General features: G+C 42.8%; 24 protein-coding genes and 1 pseudogene. 21 read left to right on the top strand and 4 right to left on the bottom strand.

What is annotated here, in order from left to right:
• Window positions 1–125: 125 nt before the first annotated feature.
• The 9 genes and pseudogenes from AC1DE7_RS04535 (at window position 126) to AC1DE7_RS04575 (ending at window position 7,124) form a co-directional block, all read left to right on the top strand.
• Window positions 126–431: a hypothetical protein gene (locus AC1DE7_RS04535; RefSeq protein ID WP_017689244.1), complete on the top strand. Its 306-nt coding sequence runs from the start codon at window positions 126–128 to the stop codon at window positions 429–431.
• 149 nt (window positions 432–580) lie between these two features.
• Complete coding sequence (locus AC1DE7_RS04540; protein WP_477533815.1) at window positions 581–823, top strand: hypothetical protein; 243 nt, start codon at window positions 581–583, stop codon at window positions 821–823.
• 124 nt (window positions 824–947) lie between these two features.
• Window positions 948–1,385, top strand: a complete 438-nt coding sequence (locus AC1DE7_RS04545; protein ID WP_477533816.1) for a hypothetical protein — start codon at window positions 948–950, stop codon at window positions 1,383–1,385.
• 338 nt (window positions 1,386–1,723) lie between these two features.
• A complete protein-coding gene (locus tag AC1DE7_RS04550; protein WP_477533817.1) occupies window positions 1,724–2,791 on the top strand; it encodes a GIY-YIG nuclease family protein in 1,068 nt (355 codons plus the stop codon).
• Window positions 2,792–2,937: 146 nt separating this feature from the next.
• Window positions 2,938–3,396, top strand: coding sequence for a hypothetical protein (locus tag AC1DE7_RS04555; RefSeq protein WP_477533818.1), 459 nt, complete (start codon window positions 2,938–2,940; stop codon window positions 3,394–3,396).
• Complete coding sequence (locus AC1DE7_RS04560) at window positions 3,397–4,335, top strand: hypothetical protein (protein ID WP_477533819.1); 939 nt, start codon at window positions 3,397–3,399, stop codon at window positions 4,333–4,335.
• Window positions 4,336–4,476: 141 nt separating this feature from the next.
• Window positions 4,477–5,493 carry a hypothetical protein gene (locus tag AC1DE7_RS04565; RefSeq protein ID WP_477533820.1) on the top strand — a complete coding sequence of 339 codons (1,017 nt, stop codon included), beginning with the start codon at window positions 4,477–4,479 and terminating at the stop codon, window positions 5,491–5,493.
• Window positions 5,494–5,554: 61 nt separating this feature from the next.
• Window positions 5,555–6,405, top strand: a pseudogene (locus tag AC1DE7_RS04570) (ATP-dependent DNA ligase).
• A 41-nt stretch (window positions 6,406–6,446) separates the two neighbouring features.
• Entirely contained in the window at window positions 6,447–7,124 is a 678-nt protein-coding gene (locus tag AC1DE7_RS04575; protein ID WP_477533821.1) for an SOS response-associated peptidase, read from the top strand.
• Window positions 7,125–7,126: 2 nt separating this feature from the next.
• Here the strand turns inward: AC1DE7_RS04575 and AC1DE7_RS04580 are convergent, their stop codons facing one another.
• Entirely contained in the window at window positions 7,127–7,798 is a 672-nt protein-coding gene (locus tag AC1DE7_RS04580) for a hypothetical protein (RefSeq protein WP_477533822.1), read from the bottom strand.
• A 620-nt stretch (window positions 7,799–8,418) separates the two neighbouring features.
• On the opposite strand from AC1DE7_RS04580, the gene AC1DE7_RS04585 reads away from it, so the two are divergent.
• From AC1DE7_RS04585 to coaD, 7 genes are all read left to right on the top strand, one after another.
• Window positions 8,419–9,417 carry a hypothetical protein gene (locus AC1DE7_RS04585; protein WP_477533823.1) on the top strand — a complete coding sequence of 333 codons (999 nt, stop codon included), beginning with the start codon at window positions 8,419–8,421 and terminating at the stop codon, window positions 9,415–9,417.
• 29 nt (window positions 9,418–9,446) lie between these two features.
• Entirely contained in the window at window positions 9,447–9,599 is a 153-nt protein-coding gene (locus AC1DE7_RS04590; RefSeq protein ID WP_477533824.1) for a hypothetical protein, read from the top strand.
• Between the two features lie 68 nt (window positions 9,600–9,667).
• Window positions 9,668–9,850: a hypothetical protein gene (locus AC1DE7_RS04595; RefSeq protein WP_477533825.1), complete on the top strand. Its 183-nt coding sequence runs from the start codon at window positions 9,668–9,670 to the stop codon at window positions 9,848–9,850.
• Between the two features lie 351 nt (window positions 9,851–10,201).
• Window positions 10,202–11,164 carry a hypothetical protein gene (locus AC1DE7_RS04600; RefSeq protein ID WP_477533826.1) on the top strand — a complete coding sequence of 321 codons (963 nt, stop codon included), beginning with the start codon at window positions 10,202–10,204 and terminating at the stop codon, window positions 11,162–11,164.
• Between the two features lie 932 nt (window positions 11,165–12,096).
• Entirely contained in the window at window positions 12,097–12,921 is an 825-nt protein-coding gene (locus tag AC1DE7_RS04605) for a hypothetical protein (protein WP_477533827.1), read from the top strand.
• Window positions 12,922–14,595: 1,674 nt separating this feature from the next.
• The gene (rsmD, locus tag AC1DE7_RS04610) at window positions 14,596–15,204 is read left to right on the top strand and encodes a 16S rRNA (guanine(966)-N(2))-methyltransferase RsmD (protein WP_076326833.1); all 609 of its coding nucleotides are present in this window, start codon (window positions 14,596–14,598) and stop codon (window positions 15,202–15,204) included.
• Window position 15,205: 1 nt separating this feature from the next.
• Window positions 15,206–15,712 carry a pantetheine-phosphate adenylyltransferase gene (gene coaD, locus AC1DE7_RS04615; RefSeq protein WP_085981453.1) on the top strand — a complete coding sequence of 169 codons (507 nt, stop codon included), beginning with the start codon at window positions 15,206–15,208 and terminating at the stop codon, window positions 15,710–15,712.
• Here coaD and AC1DE7_RS04620 read toward each other — a convergent pair.
• Window positions 15,690–17,036 (bottom strand): nucleoside recognition domain-containing protein, encoded by a 1,347-nt coding sequence (locus tag AC1DE7_RS04620; RefSeq protein WP_477533828.1) that lies wholly within the window; start codon window positions 17,034–17,036, stop codon window positions 15,690–15,692. The two genes, coaD and AC1DE7_RS04620, sit on opposite strands and share 23 nt — an antisense overlap.
• 251 nt (window positions 17,037–17,287) lie before the next feature.
• Here AC1DE7_RS04620 and AC1DE7_RS04625 point away from each other — a divergent pair, with 251 nt between their 5' ends.
• Window positions 17,288–18,328, top strand: a complete 1,041-nt coding sequence (locus AC1DE7_RS04625; protein WP_101313434.1) for a SepM family pheromone-processing serine protease — start codon at window positions 17,288–17,290, stop codon at window positions 18,326–18,328.
• A 371-nt stretch (window positions 18,329–18,699) separates the two neighbouring features.
• On the opposite strand, the gene AC1DE7_RS04630 is transcribed toward AC1DE7_RS04625, so the two are convergent.
• Window positions 18,700–19,932: a nucleotidyltransferase gene (locus AC1DE7_RS04630; protein ID WP_477533829.1), complete on the bottom strand. Its 1,233-nt coding sequence runs from the start codon at window positions 19,930–19,932 to the stop codon at window positions 18,700–18,702.
• Between the two features lie 290 nt (window positions 19,933–20,222).
• Window positions 20,223–21,458, bottom strand: coding sequence for an NO-inducible flavohemoprotein (hmpA, locus tag AC1DE7_RS04635; RefSeq protein WP_477533830.1), 1,236 nt, complete (start codon window positions 21,456–21,458; stop codon window positions 20,223–20,225).
• A 463-nt stretch (window positions 21,459–21,921) separates the two neighbouring features.
• Here hmpA and AC1DE7_RS04640 point away from each other — a divergent pair, with 463 nt between their 5' ends.
• From AC1DE7_RS04640 to plsX, 4 genes are all read left to right on the top strand, one after another.
• The gene (locus tag AC1DE7_RS04640) at window positions 21,922–22,428 is read left to right on the top strand and encodes a YceD family protein (RefSeq protein ID WP_036609465.1); all 507 of its coding nucleotides are present in this window, start codon (window positions 21,922–21,924) and stop codon (window positions 22,426–22,428) included.
• A 67-nt stretch (window positions 22,429–22,495) separates the two neighbouring features.
• Complete coding sequence (gene rpmF / locus AC1DE7_RS04645; protein ID WP_017689233.1) at window positions 22,496–22,669, top strand: 50S ribosomal protein L32; 174 nt, start codon at window positions 22,496–22,498, stop codon at window positions 22,667–22,669.
• Between the two features lie 372 nt (window positions 22,670–23,041).
• Window positions 23,042–23,590, top strand: coding sequence for a transcription factor FapR (fapR, locus tag AC1DE7_RS04650; RefSeq protein ID WP_047842457.1), 549 nt, complete (start codon window positions 23,042–23,044; stop codon window positions 23,588–23,590).
• Window positions 23,587–24,582: a phosphate acyltransferase PlsX gene (gene plsX, locus AC1DE7_RS04655; RefSeq protein WP_017689231.1), complete on the top strand. Its 996-nt coding sequence runs from the start codon at window positions 23,587–23,589 to the stop codon at window positions 24,580–24,582. Before fapR ends, plsX begins: the two co-directional genes overlap by 4 nt.
• Window position 24,583: the final 1 nt, after the last annotated feature.

Below are 24,583 nucleotides of genomic sequence, written 5' to 3' on the forward strand. Positions count from 1 at the left end.
AGGTCTTCGCTCATCGGAGGCCTCTGTTTTGTTATGTCAACGAACAGCTTGAGAGGCTTTGTATGAAACCGTTCTCTCTCCAACCTCGTAATGTACGAGACAGGAAACATAAGAGGGGGTTCAAGATGAGTAAAAAAGCAAAGACAGGTATATGGGTGACGGTGTTGGTCTTCTTGGGTATCATAGTTGGATGTTTCATATGGTATTTCAATACCGCTTCGGGTGAACGTGCACTCAAAACGATGAGGTCCAATAACTCGGGTGGCCTGGAGAGGGTTGTTAAAGTGTACAGCAATAACGGTGAATTGATTCAGACCTATGATGGTAAGATTGACGTGGAAGATACGGAATACGGCAATAAAGTATTATTTGATCTCAATGGGAAACGTGTTGTGATCTATAATGCAACGATTGTTGTTGAAGAGAAGTAAGCGTAATTTGCCAGTCTTGACGAAGCGCTGGTTTGGAATTTGTAATGACACCTTATCTCTTATATGGTAAAATTAAGGAAATGATATAAGGGTCGGGTGAGATTTTTATGGTGGATATGTACCTCATAATCCTAGTTGCTATCTTGGGAATGATCCTGTTCTATAGCTTGATCGCTTATTTCTTGATTCGTTTCATTTCGAAAAAAGCTTTCAAGCTGACGTTAACCAAATATGAAATGATGGAGATTATGACTTGGCTCGCCGTGCTGTTTATTACCTTCATGATGATTAAGAATGGTTCAATAAATCTTCTCTTGCCGGTTGTTGCACTCATCATTCCATTGATCAATTTACGACTTTCCAATCGAAAACATCGAGAGCTGAACTCGTAAGGTCTTGCTACGTTGGGGTAAGGCACAAGAGGGGTGAACATAGGAAAGGTTGACGGAGATTACATTACTAGTCAACCTTTTTTAGTTTCATTCTGAATGTTGAAAATGAATAAGGAGGAGTTTAGTGGTGATTCTGGGCAGATCAACTGACACTTCAGGTTTAACGCAGCTTGCCAATCTTTCGGATGAGTTGCAGTCTGTTTTTGATCAAGCAGAAAGCAAATATAAAATAGTCGATATTGAACTCTTCTTTGTTTTCAGGTGTCTTCCTGAGGAATACGAGAGAAGGTCCACGGTCAGGCATGTGAAGAAGGAGAATGTCATCTATTTTGATCTGGTGGTCAGCGAGGATCGTTATAAGGCATTAAGCAAAAGCAAACAACGGTATGCGTTAAGCCATGAGTTTTATGCTTTTTTAAGTGAAAAGATCCAGAAATACAAGATTGAACATTTAAAAGTGAATGAGTTTATTGCTGATATGGGCATGTGGCTGAGGGAGATTGGATGGTTGCAGACCGAAGAGGAAGCCGAAATAAGTGAATTTGAAGAAAAGTATAACTAGCAAAATAAATTAAAACATAAACAACAAAAAGAAGCCCTCTTTCGAGAGCTTCTTTTTCATGGGAGAGGGGTTAAATTGGTTCATGAGTTCACATATATAATCGTGAAACGCTTGGTAGATTAAGCTTTTCATAAAATATGGAGTAGAGTAGAAATGTTGTTTTTGGGTACTTTTTGCGAAGTAGCTCGACAAGTTGGGTTATCGTATAGCTCAGGTTAAACCTCTCTTTATGCTGGGAAGCCTTAAACCTTCCAAAATATACCATCAAAGAATTAAGTTTGGTATGATTGGTTTTGGGAATACAACCAGCATGAAGCTGCCTGAGGGGGATTTATTCCGTGTATGATATTTATGTAATCACAAATAAAGTGAACGGCAAAAGATATGTGGGATACACGTCAAAGGGATATGAGTCGAGATTCAATGATCATATCAAACAATCTCGTGGATCAAGCGAAAGGTATCTCTGCCGAGCTATAAGGAAATATGGGAAAGACCAATTTTATACCGAGTTAATTGAACAAGTCGAAACACTCGCGGAAGCTGCTGAAAGAGAAAAACACTTCATTGGAAAAATGAAAACCTTTGCTCACAACAAGGATGCGCATGGATATAACGCGACTTTGGGGGGCGAAGGAATGAATGGGGCGGTTTTCTCAAAGGAGACGAGGAAGAAAATCAGCGTCACCCACAAGAAGCGCGGAAGCTGGTCCGGGGAATCGAATCCTAAGTATGGAAAGGGACACCTTGTTAGCGGAATAAACCATCCTCTATTTGGAACTAAGATGTCAATAGACACAAAAGAGAAGATCGGTAATTCAAATAGAGGACGCTTAAAAGGTAACGCTAATCCATCCATAAAGGCTGTAATATGTTATTCCTTGGAGTGTTCAACTGGTTTAATTGAGAAATTCAACTCTTTTTTTGATTTAAGAGATTCATTTGAAAAGAGAGGTATAAAATTGAACCGTAGCAGTGTTCTTGCAGTCATGCGAGGCGGAAAAGGTCGAAGGACTTTTAAAGGTCATATGTTTTTTCGCCAAGATGTCACAGAACACCGAGTCCTAACTGAGATTGAACATAAATTCAAACACGGAGTCATTGAACCAGTTGTAATCAAAGATCACAGACAAGGCAGTATCCATCCAAATGCAAAATCAGTCTCTTCTTATGCTGTGGACGTATCAAACGGAGAAATTCATAAGTTTGACTCGTGGTTTGATTTGAAAAGTTGGTTTGATGTTCGAGTCGGTTCCAAGACCAGTTATTCCAACTTATATAATGCCTTAAAAGGCAAGTATCGTCATACCACAGGATACAAACTTTTCAGAGAAGATGTGACTGACAAAGATACGATGGATGATCTTTTATTGAAATACAACGAGGGCAGAACCTTCAACGACTAGTCGAAAGACGTAGGACCAAGCGGCTCGAAACGGGAGGCATCCATGCCTTCTTTTTTTATTGCTTGGATGAAGATATAGTCTGATCTGTATGGAAACATACAGCTGCCGAGTGGCGGCATGGTATTAGCGACACCATGTGAACAGAAATGGACGCGATCAAGGAATTGACCATCCGAACCAATGACCAATCGAAGACGACTTATGAAGGTTATAAGCTCCTGAACCTCAACGCTGAGCAATTCGAACAGGCCATAGCCGGAGGCGGAGAAAACGCGAAGAAGGCGACCCAGAAAATATTCCAGGCTCTTTCCAAAGTTGAAGACCCGATTAAGAGAAACGCCGCTGGTGTCTCATTGTTCGGTACCCAGTTCGAGGATCTGGAGTATGAAGCGATCAAGGCAATGGGTGAGGCTCGAAGCCAGTTCGATCATACTCGAGAGACAATGGAGAATGTTAAGAATGTTAAGTTCGACACTTTGGGCATGGCGTTCCAGTCCATTGGACGTTCAGTTGAGATGGATTTCATTCAGCCCTTAGGTAAAAAGTTGTTGCCGGTTCTTTCCAAAGTGGCAAAGTGGTTCCAGTCTACTGATGGCAAGGCGTGAATGCAAAACATACAGGACAATATTCAAAAGATCATCAAAAAGGCTGTTGATCTGTACACAACGATTAAGAATAACTGGTCAGGTGTAAAAAGTATTGCTTTGTCTGTCGTAGCGGGAATTGCAGCTATGCAAACAGCATTTACAGCATTAAAGATAATTGGCAGTATTAATGCCCTTATGAAAGCTTATAATGCTGGAACACTTTTAGCCTCAGCAGCACAATGGGCTCTGAATGGCGCTATGCTCGCTAATCCAATTGGCATAGTAATAGTTTCCATAGGTGCGTTGGTGGCGGCTATCGTCCTAGCAGTAACGCACTGGGACTCCATCAAAGCAGCTGTAATGCGGTTTTGGGAGTATGTTAAATCAGCGCTTGGAAATATCGGAGGCTGGTTCTCGGAACGCTGGAACGAGGCGTATAACGCAGCGACGACGGCGTTCAGTGGGTTGACTGGTTGGTTCGGCGGGATATTCGAAAACATCAAGGGGATATTTAGCAGCGCAGTTAACTGGATCATCGATAAGTTGAACTGGGTAATCGAGAAGGCCAACGGGATCAGCTTCGACATCCCGGATTTCCTAGGCGGCGGAACTATCGGGGTAGACATCCCGAAAATCCCGAACGTGGGTGGTTATGCTACCGGTGGTTACGTCAATAAACATGAGCTTGCATGGGTCGGTGAAGGTAACTCGCCTGAGTGGATCATCCCTGATAACAACTCTCCTAAATCACAAGGATTGTTGGATGCTGCAAACAGAAGTATGGGATACGCTCCAGCTCCATCGGGTGCGATGAACATTTGTTACAGCCGACAGATAACAATCCAAGGCAATGCAACCAAGGCAGACTTAGAAGCAGTTCAGACAAACGCCTTGCAATCGTTTGATCAGCAAATGAAGCAATGGCAAAGACAAAAGGAAAGGGTGAGTTTCGTATGACACCATGATTGGTGTAATGTAAAATTATAGCTAGCATAAAAGACTCTGTTGATGGTTTATCAGCAGAGTCTTTTATTAATATACATAATAAGTACTCATATATTAAAATAGAAACACTAAAAGTTTTGAGGGGGAATAGTTTTGTCACTTACTTGGAGTGTAAAAAGTGAAATTATTATAGGTGGTAACGGTGACTTTAGAATTGAGCCAATAAGTTTCAAATATAAATCTTTTAATTGTAATGTTAGCTTTGTTTCTGATGGTGTTATTTTTGAGAATGATTCTCCAAACAAAGAAATAATAAGTGCGGAAGCTCTAAAATCTGTAAACTCTATAGAATTTTCACTTCATAATCTGAATGATGAGATTGATACAATAGGAGAACTTCGTAATGATGAGGCGAGATTGGTGAAAGCCATTTTTGATATTACAAACATTATTGCGCGTTCAATTCGTAATGAAGGTTTTTGCTCTAGGATACGTGAGGTTTCATATGGGGGAAGAGAAGAGTTACATAGTGTTTTTTTTAGGTTAGGGCTTGTTAACCCTGAAACTAATTCTGTATATGAGCAGAGTATGATGTCAAAGTACATTAATATATCAGAGGGAAGAGGAAATGATAGAATTACACTTGGTGTAGGATATGTTGATTATGAAATATGGAATGAGAAAGTGATTCCTGCTATTACGTCAAAACTGGTGATCTTGCCAGAACGAATCTTTCAAGTAAACGCAATAGAACAATATATTTCCAAAAATTACAGGATAGCTGTAATTGAATCTACAATATCTTTAGAAATTGCACTTAATAGCTTCTTGAGTTCATACTTAAAAAAGTTTAAAGGTCTTTCAAATGAAAGTTTGAAAGTATTTTTAGGTCCAGATGTAGGCTTGACTGCGAGAGTTGTGGGTATACTACCTTTAACTGTAAATGCAGAATCATTAGCGAAAATTGACATTAATTCTGTGTTGAGGTTGATCAAATGGAGAAATAAGATAGTTCATGCAATAGGTGATATTCCGGAAGGAACACAACAAAATTTAATAAAAGAGTCCTTCGATAATGTAATTCAACTAATCGACCTACTTTCAAACAAAAAGAGCATTGTTGAGTCTAGTGACGAGTTAAAATTGGGTAGAATGATTGAACTTCCCTAATCCAAAACTTACCGCCTCAATCCTTATGGTAAAAAGCTATAATTGGGTTGAGGTGTTTTTTATGTTTATCAGCCCTATGTTACTAGAGACGGCACCAGGACCATTCAGCCACTCCGATTACCTTTTTGAACCTAAGGTTGATGGACACCGATTGATATATTCGCAACAATCCAGCAATGTCCGGTTATATACACGTCACAATAACGATTTTACACGTCAGTACCCTGAATTGCTGTTGCTCTTTGACTCTGACATCATCTGGACGGTGAAGTTGCTTGCACCGATCCAGTTACAGGATTGAACGACTTTGAGGCAGTCATGAGCCGGTTCAGCACTCGGCAACACTCGAAGGTTCAGAAGCTCACCAAGACATTTCCAGCCACGTTCGCCATATTCTATATTCTGCAGTACAAAGGACAGGATCTCCGTAAGCTCCCTCTTATAGAACGCAAAGCTATTCTTCAAGGGCTCCAACTACCATCTAATAGCTTTGGAGTGGTACCGCATATTATCGGCGCAGGAGAGGCGCTATACGCCCAAATAGAGGCTATGGGCATGGAGGGCGTAGTTGGCAAGCTCAAGGACAGCCAGTACGTTAGCAGAAGGTCGAGAGAGTGGCAGAAGGTCATCAACTGGTCATATGCCGATGTATTCATCACAGGATGCAAAAAGTCAGAGTTCGGGTGGCTTGCTACTATTCCAGATCCTTCAGGCAAGATACGTCCGGTAGGAATCATCGAGCATGGCCCACGTCCTAAACATAAGCAGGCGTTTCGTGGAGTATGCCAGCAGCTCGTTACTGGTGAGGACAAGAACAACGTTTACCTGGAACCAAGGATACAAGCCAGGGTCAAAATACGAAACTGGACCAAATCCGGCTTGTTGCGCATTCCCGTGTTTGATCAATTATAGTGTGATTATATATTGTAAAGACAATACAGGAGGTGCTTTGTATGTGTGGTAGATTCACAATCACAGATCCCTTAGACGCGATAATGGAAAGGTACTATGCATCTATAGCTGAGGGCTTTGAGTACAAACCTAATTACAACGCAGCACCCATGCAGTTCATTCCCACGATTATAGGCAGCAAGGACGGAAATAGATTGGGTTCACTCCGATGGGGCCTGGTACCCGTTTGGGCCAAGGATGACAAGATCGGAAATAAGATGATTAATGCCCGAGCCGAGACACTGGCAGAGAAGCCAGCTTTTAAAGGTCTGATCAGCTCCAAACGCTGTATTATTCCGACAAACGGATTCTATGAGTGGAAGAAAGAAGGAACTGCCAAACAGCCTATGCGAATTCTTATGAAGGACGACCGCTTATTCTCGCTTGCCGGCCTGTACGATACCTGGACAGATCCGGACGGAAACAAACTGAGTACATGCACCATTATCACAACTGAACCCAATAGTCTCATGGAAGACATTCATAATCGCATGCCGGTCATCTTGCGCCCTGAGGATGAGGCTGAATGGCTCGGAAGAGATAATGACGATGTTCAGTCGCTGCTTGGACTAATCAAGCCGTATCAAGCGTCAGAAATGCGAGCTTACGAGGTGCCGAAGGAAGTCGGCAATGTTAGGAATAACAATGAAGCGTTGGTACACGAAGTAAAAAAAAGCTGAACTTATTGTTCAGCCATTTCAATAGTCCCATCGCTTAATCCTAATTTGATTCTCTGTTTATAAACAGTAAAATTCACGTCTTGGTAATGTACTATAAACTCTACAATCATGTTCGAATACTTTTTTTCTAAAAGTGCAATGAATATATCCTCATATTCGAGGCCATCGTCTGCGAATGGTTTGATAAATATATCATGACTCGCATCTTTTCGTAAGCTGAATACTCCATCACTTGTAGGTTTAAAATGAAGGTATTTTTCCCCATCTACAATTGGGATCCTTGTACTAACCATTTTTATATTAATTGCTGAACCGTTTCCAACATTGACCACAGTCAACTTAAATGCTCCATCTTCCTCCCCTTTTGGATCGACATCTAAAAGGGGTTTTATGCTTGTTTCGATAGTTTTAGCCTGAAGTTCCAAGACAGTATCTTGTGATTTTATTGTGTCATTCTGAATATAAATTGTGTAGATAATACCAGCTGTCCCTATAGAAGAAAACAAAGCATTCAGTATGCCGAATGTATCACCTAAAGTCCCGCTTTTACCCCAATCATCATACCTAAATAACATGAATGTTCCAAAAGAAAAATATATGACCATGACAGCTAAAAATATGTACTTCACTGGTGTTGGGATGCTCTTTATTACTGTTAAGATTTTTTTAAACATTCTCTCTGTTCAACTCCCTATGTATTCTACTTAGTAACCTAAACTCAAATGTCTCTCTAAAAAATCTCTTCCCATCAATTTTAACAGCTATCGGACTGTACCCCTCGACAATTCCTCCGTAATCAATTAGATGCTCCATATCCTTTAGCACGTGCCAAACTATTAACCGATCTTGCCTCATTGCAACTACAAAGGAATCAATATCTTCCTGCAAAATCCTATGTGTATGATGCATCTGATTACCTCAAGTAAGATATTTCTTCAGCTATCACTGATGATCCTGCAATTAGGTGGATTTATTTTATTAAGAACATATTGGACGAACTTTTTAAGGATTTGAGGTGAGGGGCAAGCACGATAAGCTACCTTTCAAAGAATAGGAATCACAGTAGTTCGTAAGATTACTGTCAATCATGATCATGAGGAGCCAGAGCGTTTAAAGCGGAGACTGAAAAGGCAGTTAAATAAGAAAAACAAGGATTTACAACATATTCCAACGTATATATAATGCCATTATAGATTAAGAACAGCTTACTCCACTGGTGTTGGCATACTGGCGGGATATTGAAAATTTAAAATAAAGAAGGAGAGAAAATGGTTTGAAGAAGTTTTTTACGTGGTTGATACAAAAAGAAAATATATTAATGTTATTAGGTGGATTAATTGCTATGATCGCTGTTGCAGTTCCATTCGCTATAATTTACTTGACTAAAACTCCGTATAGTATGGATAGTTTCGGGGAACTAGGCTCAATTGGAGATTATTTTGGTGGCACTACTGTAGGACTACTCTCACTAGCGAGTATTATTTTTGTTACGGCTGCGGTCCTGATGCAAAAAGAAGAACTAAAGCTACAGCGAGAAGAAGTTCAAAAAACAAGAAAAGAGTACGAGATAACAAATGCAACAATGAGAAAACAACAGTTCGACAGTACGTTCTTTAATATGATTAACCTACATCACAATATTCTAAAGGAAATTACATACGAGATTGCTACAGGGAGAGAGGCGATTACCTTACTCTTCAAAAGTGTTCATAAAGAATACGAAGAAAATGTCATAGATAGTTACGAAAGACAATTACGAGTAGCGATAGGAAAGATGACAGACATTCCTTTAAGGAACGATTTGCTCCTGAAGTCATCATTATTCAATGTCAGGAAGTCATTTATAGATTCTGTTTATGAAAATCATGGAGATCTTTTTGATCCTGATATGGGAGAGTTTATTTATGATTTAGGAAGTTTTAATGAGAAGATGTACCATATCTACAACGATACTGACGATGAGTGGCTTAAGTTGAAAGAAAGAACTACTATTCAGTTTCAAGAAGATTTAAAAAATAAATTGTCTCGATTATTATATAAGATGGATTTTAAAGGCATGGTTCAATCCGAGATACCACATACAATCTTAGATAAATACAGAGAGCATATAATTGATAAGCCTTTAAAAGATTTAAAAGTAAGAGCGTACGAGAGAGTATACAATAGAAATGAAAATTTAATTGGGCATTACTATCGAAACCTCTATAGAATAATAAGGTTGATACAAGATGAGGAATTCGATGTAGTAGAAGATAAAAATGAAAAAGAGAAAAAAAATACAGAGGGATATTAAGAGCTCAACTTTCATCTTTTGAATTACTGATGTTATTTTATAATGTTTCTTACTCCAAAAAAGGCGAAAAATTTAGATCATACTTAATGAATACTAATTTTTTCGATGATCATTTAGTACAGTCTGACTTCATATGGGCGAATGACATGGAAGAGTTGGAATTAATAAATAAATATAAATGACCAGGAAATTTGTTGGGTATTTTTTTATTGAATAAAGAATGATTGTTCGCATATAACACATTGGGGTGATGAAAGTCATTTATCAGGATCAATGCGGCAAGATTACAAAACATCGAATTCAAGTTAAGAGTCTTCGGTCCGGATTGATTAAAGAAGAAGGTCATTATCAGGCCAGCCGCGGACATTCCGTGAGCCTGGCTACTGGCAAGGTATCCAATCAAATGATTTTGCCTGAGCATAAGGTAATATAGTTGGAGCAAGAAGAGAAGACGCTAGAGAAGGAAAAGCTGACTCTGGATGGGCAGGAGCCAGTAATAAAGGGTAAAATAAATTTCTCATTTCATCAGTGTATACGAATCAAGGTAACTGTGTTAGATCCAATTAAGCATAAGGTATAAGAAATTGCTGTGTGAGGTAAATACAATTTGATAGGAGATTAAACTGGTATTTGCAGAAGCAGATTGGCAGTATATCAAACTTGCTGATATTATGATAGTTTAATAGCATTATCTTGTGTACAGTTGGAATGGTCGTTTTTAATTTATAAAGATTATCTGTAAGCTGCTTAAATAGCAGCTTTTTATTACGTAGGGGGTGTTGGAATGAATAAATTGATTAAGGACTCCTTAGTTCCGGCTATTGTAACGACATTAATTGCTTTTATTTTTAATATCATAGTCACTTACTCTACTAGAACGGACATAATCATACATGTAGGAGAAGCTGTTAAGGTGAAGGGAGAGTATCAATTAAGCGTCAGCTTCTTTAATCAAGGAAAAAAGGACATACATAAGTTAGATATGATTTTACCTGTAGATATTGAGTTAAGCGACATCTATACTTCTGATCCAATCTTGATAAGACCATTAACTGGTGGTGGCCAAAATTCATATGAAATAGGAGGGGTCTCGAAAAGTCAGAGAATTCAAATGACTTTATTCTTTCAGAATGATGTTGACCCTGAAAAGTTAAACTTTCTGAGTCCAGATATGAGTGTTGTAGTTAATCAGTTTGATAAAATGGAGGCACCTGGAACAAAGGAGATAAGATCGGCTTCTGTTATGGCAGTGGTATTTCTATTAATTTTTCTGGTGTTTAACGTCTATTTTAAAAGGGAGTTTACGAAATTAGAAGAAAGCGAAGCAAAAAGGCGTTTAGAGTTTTCTGAAGAAAGAGAAAAATTGAAAAAAGAAATCAACGACGATAACGATAAGTTTAATCAGAAGTACAATACCTTAGTGCTAGAGCATGAGGAAAGAGCTGGACTATTAGATGAACGGGCAATTTTGCTTACAAAAAAACTAGATCAAATGGAAACGAGATCAAGTAAAGCTCGTATTATCCATGCACGCAGAATTTCTGAATATAAGAAAGAACTTTCTTATTGGAGAGATACAGTCAGGAAAATAATATATAATGCAGGGAGAAGTGAGAGGGAAGCTAACAGAATGTTAGAACAGATTTCGGTAAATTTAAAAACATTCCAGACCCAAAAAGAAGACCATGATATTAACACATTAATGTTACTCGAAGAAATGTATGCATACAATCGAAAAGAAGATTAATGCGTCTACAACAAATTTAATAATGAAGCCCACTGTCCTTAATATAGGATATCGGGCTTTTAATTTTTTCAACTTAAGTTGACCAAGCAAAGTTTTTGTAGGTTGACATTCTCCAGAGTAGTTCTTCCATGAGTAGTATTTGAACATAATGTGATCTTCTTTATAACAGGATAGCGATAAAATTTATAATGGTAGTTTTCTTATAATTTCTTTCCTGGCATCGTATCTATAGCTGCTTGGCAATCTGTTTCATGTGACTCTTTAATTCCGATTTCACTATCTGCTTTTTGTCATCAGTTATTTTGCTGTTTGTTGGTACATCCTGGAACTAGTAAATCAGCTGGGAGGAGTGGTCTGAGAGTAACTCACAGCACTGTTGGACGAAACTTAAGATGCTAAGAAGGTTAACGTGGGAAGCAGTACCCACCACTGTTAGGAAGCAAGAAACTAGTAGAACAGCTTGATATAGTCCCAAAGAACTGCATCATGTCCACGAGAACAAGATTTTCCCTGAGCCAAACGTTGGTGGGGACAAGGCCTTTCTGGTTCAAACCGTCGATTGATGAATACCAGGAGCAAAAAGTGGAGAAATAAAGACTAGCAGATTAGACTCTTGGGTCCCTCTGAGAGATCAAAACTTACTACGGGTGCTTGCGATCCCGAAATCGCTCCAGTTTTATTTTTTGTTTTCACCTTCCGCTTCTTATCGCCTCAGACCAAATCTGGGGCTGTTTGAGTGTGTTTCTTCAAATAATTTACTAGACTTAAGTTTTAGTGAAAATGGTGAGATAACGGAAGTGAAGGGTAGACAATTATGAGAAGGAAACCTGAAGAGGGAAAGATTGTTTAATTGAAACCTGATATCTTTTTGTGTTAGGAAGGGGATTCTCGTTAATAGAGCGAAGGTAATATTTCAGAGTGAGGAGGTTACCTTGCTAAGCATAGTAGATTACATAGCTAAGAGAAAGAAAGAGGACGGCCTTAATGAATTTGATTACCAGGCGAAGGCAGAAAACACGAGTATCTGTGTAAATTATGTGTTTGAGTATTTCAACAATTATCTTACTGAAAGTGCATCAGATGAAAAAACATATCTCCAGTCTGAGAAGCTTGAGAAGTATCGGGGGCAGTTAACACATTTTGATTCTGAAACGACTGAGTGGCTCGTTCAAATGTTCGATAATCATGGTAAAATGCTAAATCACGCTATTAATAATTTTCTAAAAAAACAAGAGCTGTTTCTGATCTATAATTCTGATGCAGAATTCCGGAGTGTTTCCTACGAGTGTTACACTTTCTTGAGTAAAAAGCATCCTTATTTACGGGATCATACTGAAATGCTTTTTAGCTACATAAAGGAATACCATGAAATAAACAGTCAGATGCGTGATGGAAACTATCCTTTAATAACTGAAGCAATGTCGATATGGATCGAGGAGACTTGGAGAAAGCATCACGTAAACTTATGGGAGTTTACTCAAGATTGGATACACAATTTTTTTGAAAATGAACAATTATGGCCTGTAACCCATAGAAAAAAGAGTAATGAGACCTGGAGGACCTATGAGTATGACTACAAGCAAAAAAGCAATCTTTTCAATTTAAATGATTTGTATAGACGAATGCCTAAAAAGCAATTCATTAAAGGGAGGAAGCAAGAATTAGAAATATTGATGATGTATGATTGGCTTCATAGTGTCGAAGGAGATGAAGAATATTGGGAAGAATACAAGTCCAAGGTGATCGAGGGTTCCTAATTTTATTATAAAAGGGTGATAACCATGAAGGTGAGTCCGGAGTTGATGAAGCACCTAAACGAGCTATTGGACACTTATACACAGGACGTGAAGAGTGCGGGGTTAAAGCCGTCTACAGAAAAAACATATCTACTTCACGCCGATCATTTCGTGCGCTGGTGTAACGGGGACTTTGTCCCTGGGGCCAGACTAAAAAAAAGTGGTAAATGAAATAGAGAAAACTAAAGCGCCCGGGTTGGGCGCTATTTTTGTTCATATATATTATTTATTCGTAATTGCTGCCAAGAACCACAATTATGAGGTTCGTTGGGGGCGTGTTAACACCCAGTCAGCAACAGAGATTATTTGTTTTTCTTACGACGTATTAATGTGAAGAATGGGATGTTGAAAAATTTAATTTCAATTACATCAGAAATATCATATTTTCTCAAGGTTGCCGACCTCCTCTCCTATTCGATGAGATCGCAGTTACAATTATAATTGAGATACCAGTAATAGGAAAGTGGAATTTAAATGAGAAAGGAATGAGTAAGTCGATGACCGTTAAAAAGTCACCAAAATTGATGAAAGGGTACTTACTTAATGAGAGCCCTTTTTCTATCCAAAAAGCGGATAGTATTCTTTTCATTAAAAGTAACCAAAACTCCAACTCTATTGATTTACTTCAGGAATCCTTGGGTTATCTACTTCACATTTAAGTAGTAATATAAGTAGTAAAAACAAAATACTCACATTGTTAGTATGACATAATTTCACATCTGTCAGATTGATAGATATAACCTAATCCTACAAAGAAAATAACAATTATAATTAAAGCAAAATGCTGAAACAACATCTTACATTTGATGTGGATAATTAAATTGCCGAGGGATGTGGGTTGAAAACACATCCTCTATACTGCTGGTGGGGCGTAATCGGACTTAATACATAATCTGTCTGGTGTAAAAGCAGTTTGCATATTTAATGAAGGTAATTAACTTCGGACATGAAATTCGATTCGTAGAGAAGAGTCCTGGTGAGTGGTGGGCGGTGGCTTCAGATATAGCAAATGTACTGAACTACTCACAAGTAACAAATGCTCCGCAAATTAAAAGCGGAACAGAAGGGTCTTCACTTAATGAATACCCCTGGTGGCTACCAAGAAATTTCGGTCATTTCTGAAACAGGGATCTACAAAGTAATAATGCGCTCCTGACGTAAAGAAGCTGAGGAATTTGAGGATTGGGTTCTTGAAACATTGCGGACGCTTCGCCAATCAACAGGCCTTGAAGGATTCCAAGTATTCCGAATGCTCGACAAGAAAAAAAACGCACCCAATTCGCACCCAATAACGGATTAGGTAATGACATTCAATCGTTATGAATAAAAAAATCTTGATAAATAACGGTTTAAACAACAAAAAGAAGCCCTCTTTCGAGAGCTTCTTTTTCATGGGAGAGGAGAAACCGGACGAAGAGCTTATGGGGAAACGTAAGTCTTCTCCGCGGTTGTCTACGACACTTGTGATGTCGATAATTATAGAATCGCCCGATTGTTTCCTTTTTATACATATGCGTCAACAATTCGTCAACAATTTTCCAAGGGAAATGAAGACCGCACATTTTTCAAACTGAACCCGAGTGTGGTACGATAGTCGTATCAATAAACTTACATAGAGAAAAGGTGACTCGTCAAGTGAGAGTGGTATCTGGGAGTGCAAAAGGCAGGCCGCTGAAGGCTGTTCCTGGCACGGGTACGCGGCCAACCACCGACAAGGTGAAGGAAGCGTTATTTAGCATGGTTGGTCCTTATTTTGAGGGCGGCACAGCATTGGATCTGTTTGCAGGCAGTGGAGGTCTCGGTATTGAGGCGCTGAGCCGCGGCATGGACAAGGCTGTTTTTGTTGATTTGGAATCGAAAAGTATTGAAGTCATCCGCATGAATCTGAAGGCAACCAAGCTGGAAGACCAGGCGGCCGTATATCGTAATGATGCAGGTCGAGCATTGAAGGCACTCGCCAAGCGAGGCACAACGTTTGATCTGGTGTTTCTCGACCCGCCATATCGCATGAAGAACGGGCACGAGTTAATGCTGACCATGCACGAACTGGAACTTTTGGAACCCGAAGCAACCATCGTGCTTGAATATGAATCCAAACATGATTACCCTGAGCAATTCGGCCCGTTTGAACAAACGCGCAAGGCTTTGTATGGGGAGACGGCAGTATCCATCTATTATTATGCGCCTGAAGCAATTGAAGATGGAGAATCCATTACACCGGAAGAGGAGGCTCCTCATGACTGAAATGATACATCGACAGGAACGGATCGCCGTATATCCTGGAAGTTTTGATCCCGTAACGATGGGGCATCTGGATATTATCGCGAGAGCGTCGAAGCAATTTGATCGCGTCATTGTGGCTGTGTTGAACAATATGAGCAAAAATCCGCTGTTTACGGTGGAGGAACGCAAGGAACTGATTACGGAAGTAACCCGCCATCTACCGAATGTCGAAGTGGACAGTTTCCGCGATCTGACAGCCAATTACGTCCGGCAAAAGGAAGCTCAGGTCATCGTTCGTGGTATACGCTCGGTAACTGATTTTGAATACGAGTTGCAATTGGCGTCGACCAATAGCAAGTTGAACCCGGATGCGGAAACCATATTTATGATGACGAATCCGAAGTATTCCTATTTAAGTTCCAGCATCGTCAAAGAAATCGCTCATTATCATGGAGATGTTACAGATCTTGTCTCACCTGAAGTGGAAGCTGCGCTCCGTCAGAAAATCAGCGAGAAAACCGGCGGTTAAACCAGAAGGTAAGACCTGATAGACTAACCATGACTGCAAGAAGTAACGCAAGACCCATGCATGCAGCAGGGAAGACGCTCCAAATGGTGTTGATCGTGTATGTGTTGCCTGGACTATGTATGAGAAGCCAACCAAATGGTGTTGAGAGGTCTTGCTCTGCATTCGTCTGTAATGTGGTCCAGACTTCTGTGCTATAACGGCTGAACGGCATCCATAGGAACAGACTGATGAAAAAGGCGATTAATCCATGAGTCAGACGAACTCCAGCAAAGTACAACATCGATTTGCTGCCCGGACCAGTTGTTTTCAAGACAGCAGAGACTTGCAGATGGGAGCATAAACCACCCCATCCCAGAACGGCTGCAAGTAGAGACATGAGCAGCATGGGTGTTAATGAAGTCTGGCTCAAATGATAGGTGCCGAGGTGAAGCTCGAAGAAGGCTGGCCACAGCGCAGCAGAGGACCCAGGAGTTAGATAAAGGGAGACCAACCGGATAAATACGGCAAAACCGATCATGTATCCCCCAGTCATCATTAAGGTCTGCACAGCTTGGGATACGGTGTCACCGAGCAGTTTGCCAAATCCTCTTCCATCACGACTATGTGCTTCCCTCGCTACAATCATCATATCAGACCATATACTGCGTCGTTTGTTCGTAGCATGGTGGGGGGCAGATGAGCGACTTGTGGAACTTGCAGGACTTGCAGGACTTGCAGGCTGAGAATCAAGAGAGTTCTCATCTGCTTGTAAGGCTGTTGAGCCAACCCTGTCTTTCTGTTTACCCGGTGCTGGCAGGAGACGCGTGGCAAGAATGGCAGCAATCCAGCCGCTGATCCAGTGGACCACGAGTAGAAAATATCCGGCCGCTGGCTGGTGGAGAAAAGCAGCACCAACGACCAAAATGATCATCATTGGATTGGCAAAATGAGATGCCGCCGCAAGGACAACCGCCTGCTTGGCGGTAATTTGTCTATCCTGAAATAAACGGGATACCGCATCTGCTCCTGCGGGGAATCCGCCGCACATGCCAACGGCAATTGCCAGACCTGCGTTGCCTGGAAGTCTGAACCAGCGTTGCATTAACGGTCCGAGCAAGGCGCCGATCGCGTGGGTGAAGCCAAACGCAGTGAGCATTTGGGATAACATGAGGAACGGGAGCATGGCAGGGAAGATGATTTTCCACCATATATCCAGACCTTGAATAGAGGCATCGAACGCTTCTTTGGGGGAAGCAACTACCGCAATGACCAACATTAAAGCGCCGGTACTTAGGATTATCGTTCGTAACGGGCCAGATTCTCTAACCTCGCTCTGTAATGTCATCGTTTCACCTCATATCAGATAACGCCTATTTGGCATCTGAATCGTTATGGACGGCCGAATGACGCCCGAAGGGCGGTTCGGCCTTGACCGGACAGGCTATTGTATACAGCGGCCTATCCGGCCTGTACCATTGTATGCACAAGGACCAGAGTGTTAGACTTGAAAAAAATGATTAAACAAGATGGAATTACGATTGCTGATTAGTGTAGAGTTCAGCTTATATAGAGATACAAAGAACGGAGGCTCATGCGATGAATCGGATTCGGAAATCTGGCGGATTCAGAGCTTCGATCTTTGTGATCGTGGTGGCTCTGGTCGTCTATGTTGCCGTGTACATGCCAACGCCGTATATCATATATATGCCTGGCAGTGCAGATGAAGTAAAACCAATGGTAACCGTTAAGGGCGGAGACCAGGAAGAACACGGTGTGTTCATGATGACAACCGTGTCGGCAACATATGCCAATGTGTTTTTGCTAGGAACCTCTCTGTTCAATAAAAATGCTCAAGTGGATAAAAAGGAAGACCGACTGCGCGGCAAAAGCGAAGCGGAATACTCTGCCGAACAGGTGTGGTTCATGAGTGACTCACAATCCTCCGCAATGGAGGCTGCATATGAGCAGGCTGGTGTGACTTACTCTATTGTACCTGAACATATCTTTGTATTTGGACTGTCTGAAGATCCAAAACCGGAAGGAGACATTGCTCCGGGAGATATCATTCTGGGAGTGAACGGAACAGCTACGCCGGATAATACGGTGCTTTCTGCCGAGTTAAAAGATAAAAAGGTCGGAGATACGGTTGAAATGCAACTGGAACGTGGTGGAGAGACCATTAGCCGGGATGTGAAACTGATTCAGGTAAAAGACAATAAAACAGGTGAAACCCGCCCGGGACTCGGAGTAATGATTGGTACGGTTCAGAAGGTGAAAGCTGAAGAGCCAGACAAACAGATATCCTTTACCGATACTCAGGTTGGTGGTCCGTCTGCCGGCTTGATGTTTACGTTGGAGATCTATAACCAGTTAACACCTGGAGATCTGACCAAGGGGCATCGAATTGCGGGTACAGGTACCATTACCAAGGAGGGTGTGGTGGGTGCCATTGGTGGTGTAGTACACAAGATTGTAGCCGCTGATCGAAAAGAAGCGGAGATCTTCTTTGTACCTAAAGATAACTATAAGGAAGCAGCAGCCAAGGCTGAACAGATCGGCACCAAAATGAAACTTGTGCCTGTGAGCACGGTGGATGATGCGCTGGCTTATCTGAAAACCCTGTCCGTGAAATCATAGGATTTAAACGGGCGGGAAGAGATCGAGCCAACGTTGAACCGGATGGATAAAGAACGGATAAAATCGGAATAAATGATTACAGTGGAATGAAATGTGATCAAGAGATTTGAGAAGATCAACAGACTCACTAGACCCAAAGGGGTAGAGATACCCAAAAGATTTAAGAGAACAAGAATTAAGAGAATAAGAGAATAAGAGAAGTGAATAAGGGAAGTGAATAAGGAAATCCCCTTGTTGCGAGATGCCTGAGAGGCGCGTAGCAAGGGGATTTTTTAATTGTATAGTTGAGTGTGGAACAGTGGATATCAATGATCTGTTTGATGATGGAATAAAAAGCTCCATAGAGATGAAGCCTTATGGTCAAAAGCGGATTACAGTCTCACAGGCGACTCATAGTAGTCACTGAACATCCTACGTGTGTCCCTGTGCTCGCAAGCGAGCCCATACGCAACCTGAGCTTGTATATCCAGTTCCAGCTGATTGTGTGTGAACGTCGATGGTTTCAGCACAACAGGCAGTGACGCGGTTTTCTTCATTTGTTTAAGCAGGCTCTGCCCTTGAGCCTTAAATCCGAGGACTCGGAGATATCCGGGTCCGGCAGCCAATTGCTCTGGTGAACACTCGGCTTTGGTGTGATTCAGGAGCAAGTGGGCGAGCATACGCTGGAGTTTGGTGCGTGTGTATCGTTTGGTCTTCAGTGCATTCAGGAGTGCTTCGACTGAAGGCTCCGGGAGCTGAGCGAGTGCACGGCTCAGCCGGTGTTCCAGGCCTTCCGTGACTTCGGCGATGCGTTCCAGCTCGGAGGCACGGCGGGTGGCCGCGAGGTGCAACAGCGGCTGTGCAAAGCGCTCCCAGTGTATGGGAGCGCGCCCTTCTTGCCATTCGCGATGCAGAATGGCAAGGGTTGCCGCCGGCACGTATGGCGCGGCGGCATTGGGGCCGTCCGCCATCAGCAGGCGGCGGACGGCTGTGGCACTGGCGATCGCCCCCGGCCCGGGCGTCGCCTCATGATACGCGGCACCGGTACGCGCCGCCGTATAGGGCTGGATCGCGCTGCCAAGTCGTTGCAGCGCGATCAGGTAGTGCAGCCCAAGCGAATTGTTGGGCTGCTCCAGCAGTGCAGCGGCGTCCTGAGCATCGACGCCGCCGGGCGCCAGCGCTGCCGCCGCGCCTGCGTACGCGGCGGGGTAGCTGGCGCCTTCCCGCAGGCGGCGCGCGATGTCCTCGCGCATCCCTGCGGGCTCCACAGCCAGCACGCGCGCAATGCGCTGCAGGCTGTCCAGGTCGCCGGACTCGCTGCCAAAGCAGAGCGAGTCCACAATGCCGGTGCGGTGCAGCAGCGAGACCGCACCGAAGGCAAACCACTCGGCCGGTTGGACCGCGTACGCAACCGGCAGTTCAAGCACGAGATCCGCGCCTGCGTGCAGCGCCATCTCGGTGCGTGCCCTTTTACCCACGATGGCGGGCTCGCCACGCTGGAGAAAAGGGCCGCTCATAACTGCGACAACGGCGTCTGCTCCGCTTAGCCGCCGTGCTTCCTGCAAATGATAGACATGCCCATTGTGCAAGGGGTTATATTCAACTATGACGCCTACGGCATTCATGATTAGACGTACTCCTTTCGATTGGATAACCGAGTATGTATAACATCCATTCCATCATAGGGGATGTCATGTATTAGATCAAATCATGCACCAATTTAGACAAGAAAAAGGCACAATTCCAACATCAGCAGAAGTCAGACTGTGCCTGTAAATCTATTGTATATTACACATTTTCGATAATCGGAGAACGGCTTCTTCATCTTAATAAATCATCGTAGTAGTACACTTACCTATACACTTATACATGTAGGAAGAAGTTAGGTTAATCACATCTCACAATCTCAGCACGCTTAGACACTTTCCGACGCGGGAGATAAACTTGCTTTCGGCCCGAAAAATTCATAATGAATGTTGTCCGCCGCAACACCGAGTGCCTGAAGTTCCGTATACACTGCCCGCATGAACGAAACGGGTCCGCACAGATAATAAGTGGAATCCAGTTCATCAATCACTTGACGAAGCCAGACCGCATCCATATAACCTTCCTTATGAAAATATTCATTTTCACGATCAGCATCCTCAGGTTGAGTATAACAATAATAAGCTTTAACGCCCTGATTACGTTTGGCCACACTGTTCACATGATCACGGAACGCGTGCGATTGACCATTGGGACTTGCATGCAAAAATGTAATGGTACGATTTTCATTCAAGTTAACCAGCGTATTTAACATACTGATCATGGGCGTTAGACCGACACCACCACTCAGGAGAACAACAGGTCGTTTATCGTCTGCATTCAGCGTGAAGTCCCCAGCAGGAGCGGATAGCTCCACCAGACTGCCTTCTTCAATGTGATCGTGGAGATACGTGGATATAACTCCGTCAGGGCGCTCTAATACACCTCGCTCACGTTTAACGGAAATGCGATAGTAGGGTTTACCCGGGGTATCTGAAAGGCTATACTGACGAATCTGGGTAAATGACTGTGCCTCTGGTTTGATTTTGATACTGATGTATTGTCCTGGTTCATAACTGGCAATGGGCTGACCATCGTCTGGAACGAGGTAAAAGGAGGTGATGATTTCACTTTCCTGCACTTTCTTGGCAACCTTGAAGGTACGGAACCCTTCCCAGCCACCCGTCTGGTTTTCCGCGTCCGTATACATGTTCTGTTCGATCCCGATAAAGGCGTCTGCAATGACATTGTAGGCTTCACTCCACGCCGTGATAATTTCATCCGTTGCCGCGTCTCCAAGTACATCTTTGATGGCTTGAAGCAGATAGGTGCCAACAATCACATATTGCTCGGGAACGATACCCAGGCTGCGATGTTTATGTGCAACTTGCCGGACGGCAGGCAGGATGGAGGACAGATTATCGATATGCAGGGCAGCGGTGTATACCATATTGGCGAGGGCGGCTTGCTGTCGTCCCTGTTTCTGATTTGCGTGATTGAAAATATTCAGTAGTTCCGGATGAGCTGTGAACATCGATTCATAGAAATGGCGTGTGATCGCTTCGCCGTGGACTTCAAGTACAGGTACTGTAGATTTAATGACTCTAATGGTGTGCTCGCTTAACATACATTTTCCCTCCCGATATAATATGAAATAGTTGGATAATAAATCGGTCATGGAGCTGATCATGCTTCGGTTTATAGCAAGTATAGATAGGGAGCAAGCGGGTCTGTGTGACATAGATCACACTAAACGTTAACGAAATGTGACCGCTATTTGCAAGGAACTACAATTAAAATGACGACTTGTAGTTTATCTTAAAGTGAGTCTATAATAGACCAGATGGAGTAAACGGTTCTGGGCCATTGGTTTTAAAATAGGGTGTAAAGTTAAAAGTGTTGACAAACGTCTTGAAAAATCGGTATAATGATTTTTGTTTGTTAAGTCAATTTCATAATACTTTTAACGAAGATTCGTCAGAATACATACAGTCAGGATTTATTGCTTTACAAAAGCAGGCTTGACCTGTATAACTGTCGTGATACGTTTGATACGAATTATGAAATTGGTTTCGTTTGGAGTGATGGAAATGTTAATGCCATTTCGCAAAGTGGCTACCAGTGATGGTCCCCTGAAGTTTAACGAACAGTGGGAGATCAAGGAACTGGTTTCTAACCGACAAGATATCACAGCCGTTACCCCGCTGACTGCGGACTTATCTGCAGAATTCAGAGAAGGTGACGTTGTGGATGTTCATGGCAAGCTGACTGTAGGAGTGGACATGTTGTGCTCCCGTTGTCTTAAGCCAATCAATGAACATTTTCATATTGATTTTCATGAGCAATTCAAGCAGGGAAAACAGCCAGAGGGATTACACGAAGACGATGATACGCTCTATGTGGATGGAGATAGCGTTGATCTGAAGGGTTATGCCGAGGAAGCTTTTCTGCTGGATCTTCCGTTTATACCGCTATGTAGCGATACATGCAAAGGGTTATGCCCCAAGTGTGGCCATGAGCTGAACGAAGGTGACTGCGGTTGTGATAACGAGGTTATTGATCCGCGGCTTGCAGGGCTCAAGGATTTTTTTAAATGAGCATGATTGAAAATCGAACATTTTAAGACTACCTGCAAAGGTTGATTTTGATAAGGAGGTGGGAATAATGGCAGTACCTCAACGGAGAACGTCCAAGACGCGTCGCGACAAACGTCGCACTCACTTTAAATTGGCTGTACCGGGCATGGTGAAATGTGAACAATGTGGCGAACTTAAACTTAGTCACCACGTGTGCAAAGTGTGCGGAACGTACAAAGCAAGAGAGATCATCTCTCAATAATAGTTGGACATTAAGTAGCACTTCATTTCGATGAGGTGCTACTTTTTTTGGATTAGAGAGTGTAGGTAGAGTGAGCTAACAAGCATGAAATCCTTGTACCAGAAGGGTGAATTGTTTTTGTTAGGCCAGTCTTTCTTTTTGACACGGGATGAGATATACTATAGTTTAGTACCAGGTTCTAAGATTTGACGTTACATATAGATGAACCATAATCCGTTTGAGAACGACCCTGGTGACCAGGGATGCAACTATAGAAGCAACACGAAAGAATGGTTGAACTGGCCGGACGGGACGGTTCCGTAAACGATACAGCGGGGGGTGTCAGGCATCGAACGTGTACCGAAGAGACAGAGGCAACAGCAGTTAACCAGAATGATAGAAGAGAACCCGTTTGTGACGGATCAGGAACTTACACGCCAATTGAAGGTGAGTATTCAGACGATTCGTCTTGACAGGCTGGAACTTGGAATACCCGAACTTCGGGAGCGGATGAAACTGATGGCAGAGCTCTCGTATGATCAGGTGCGCTCGTTGCCCTTGCATGAGATTATCGGTGATATTGTGGATCTGCAACTGGATAAGAGCGGGATTTCCCTGTTTGAGATTAAGGAAGAACACGTGTTTTCCAGAACAGGGATTGCACGCGGACACTATGTCTTTGCACAGGCCAACTCCTTGGCTGTAGCGATTATTAATGACGAGATCGCGTTGACTGCATCAGCAGACATTCGCTTTGTCCGTTCGGTTCATTTGGGAGAGAAATGTATTGCAAAGGCTTATGTGAGATCGATTCCGGGTCAAAAGGGCAAAGCCAAAGTGGAAGTATTCACTTATGTAGGTGAAGAAATGGTGTTTCAAGGCAACTTTGTAATCTACCATTCAGGTGGAGAAGACAGCGGAGAAGGAGGTCATTTGGAATGAAAATCGTCATTGATGCCATGGGAGGCGACAATGCACCTGCATCAACGGTAGAAGGTGCGATTGCCGCAGCCACGGAATGGGCGGATACACAGATCGTACTGATCGGCGATGAAGCCAAGCTGGAACCTCTTTTGAGTCAGTCAGGTGTGAGACCTGCCAATCTTACGGTCCGGCATGCTTCCGAAGTTATTGGTTCGGATGATGAACCCGTCAAAGCAGTGCGTCGCAAAAAGGATGCCTCCATGGTGGTCGCAGGCCGTATGCTGAAAGAGGGCGAAGCGGACGCGATGATCTCGGCGGGCAATACTGGAGCGCTCATGACAGCGGGTTTGCTTGTTGTAGGTCGCATGGAAGGCATTGAACGTCCGGCGCTTGCGCCTATGATTCCAACGATTGATGATGTAGGTGTGCTTGCGCTGGATCTAGGAGCGAATATGGATGCCAAACCGGAGCACCTTGCACAATATGGCTTGATGGGCAGTTTGTATCGGCAAAAAGTACAGGGCATTGAGTCCCCACGAGTGGGCTTGCTCAATGTAGGAACAGAGCCAGGCAAAGGAAATGAGTTGACCAAACATGCATACCCTTTACTGGAACAACTCCCAATTCGTTTTGTCGGTAATGTTGAGGCACGTGATGTGCTGACTGGCGCTTGTGATGTGCTTGTATGTGACGGTTTTGCAGGGAATATCCTGCTGAAGTCGCTGGAAGGCACAGCAGGTGCCATTTTCGCCTTGCTTAAGGAACAATTTTCATCTTCTCTCAAAAGTAAACTGGCTGCAGCTGTACTAATGCCTGAGCTGCGTGGGTTGAAACGAAAGCTGGATTATACGGAGCATGGCGGAGCGCCACTCCTCGGTTTGAGCAGACTGGTTGTGAAAAGTCATGGATCTGCTGATGGCAATGCCATCAAAAATGCTGTGCGCCAAGCTCGGATTGCAGTGCAGAATCAGCTGGTAGAGAGCATATCTAAGGAAATTAGCGGGAAGTGAG

Source organism: Paenibacillus sp. 10L310 (assembly GCF_056395745.1).

Bases quoted from the DNA above. Each gene is read 5' to 3' on its own strand.
- AC1DE7_RS04595 (WP_477533825.1), top strand. From the start codon at position 9,668: ATGAAAGTCATTTATCAGGATCAATGCGGCAAGATTACAAAACATCGA.
- AC1DE7_RS04590 (WP_477533824.1), top strand. From the start codon at position 9,447: ATGTTATTTTATAATGTTTCTTACTCCAAAAAAGGCGAAAAATTTAGA.
- AC1DE7_RS04625 (WP_101313434.1), top strand. From the start codon at position 17,288: ATGAATCGGATTCGGAAATCTGGCGGATTCAGAGCTTCGATCTTTGTG.
- AC1DE7_RS04580 (WP_477533822.1), bottom strand. From the start codon at position 7,798: ATGTTTAAAAAAATCTTAACAGTAATAAAGAGCATCCCAACACCAGTG.
- AC1DE7_RS04555 (WP_477533818.1), top strand. From the start codon at position 2,938: ATGGACGCGATCAAGGAATTGACCATCCGAACCAATGACCAATCGAAG.
- plsX (WP_017689231.1), top strand. From the start codon at position 23,587: ATGAAAATCGTCATTGATGCCATGGGAGGCGACAATGCACCTGCATCA.
- fapR (WP_047842457.1), top strand. From the start codon at position 23,042: ATGATAGAAGAGAACCCGTTTGTGACGGATCAGGAACTTACACGCCAA.
- hmpA (WP_477533830.1), bottom strand. From the start codon at position 21,458: ATGTTAAGCGAGCACACCATTAGAGTCATTAAATCTACAGTACCTGTA.
- AC1DE7_RS04535 (WP_017689244.1), top strand. From the start codon at position 126: ATGAGTAAAAAAGCAAAGACAGGTATATGGGTGACGGTGTTGGTCTTC.
- AC1DE7_RS04575 (WP_477533821.1), top strand. From the start codon at position 6,447: ATGTGTGGTAGATTCACAATCACAGATCCCTTAGACGCGATAATGGAA.
- coaD (WP_085981453.1), top strand. From the start codon at position 15,206: ATGATACATCGACAGGAACGGATCGCCGTATATCCTGGAAGTTTTGAT.
- AC1DE7_RS04630 (WP_477533829.1), bottom strand. From the start codon at position 19,932: ATGAATGCCGTAGGCGTCATAGTTGAATATAACCCCTTGCACAATGGG.
- AC1DE7_RS04600 (WP_477533826.1), top strand. From the start codon at position 10,202: ATGAATAAATTGATTAAGGACTCCTTAGTTCCGGCTATTGTAACGACA.
- AC1DE7_RS04620 (WP_477533828.1), bottom strand. From the start codon at position 17,036: ATGACATTACAGAGCGAGGTTAGAGAATCTGGCCCGTTACGAACGATA.
- AC1DE7_RS04540 (WP_477533815.1), top strand. From the start codon at position 581: ATGATCCTGTTCTATAGCTTGATCGCTTATTTCTTGATTCGTTTCATT.
- rpmF (WP_017689233.1), top strand. From the start codon at position 22,496: ATGGCAGTACCTCAACGGAGAACGTCCAAGACGCGTCGCGACAAACGT.
- AC1DE7_RS04640 (WP_036609465.1), top strand. From the start codon at position 21,922: ATGTTAATGCCATTTCGCAAAGTGGCTACCAGTGATGGTCCCCTGAAG.
- AC1DE7_RS04560 (WP_477533819.1), top strand. From the start codon at position 3,397: ATGCAAAACATACAGGACAATATTCAAAAGATCATCAAAAAGGCTGTT.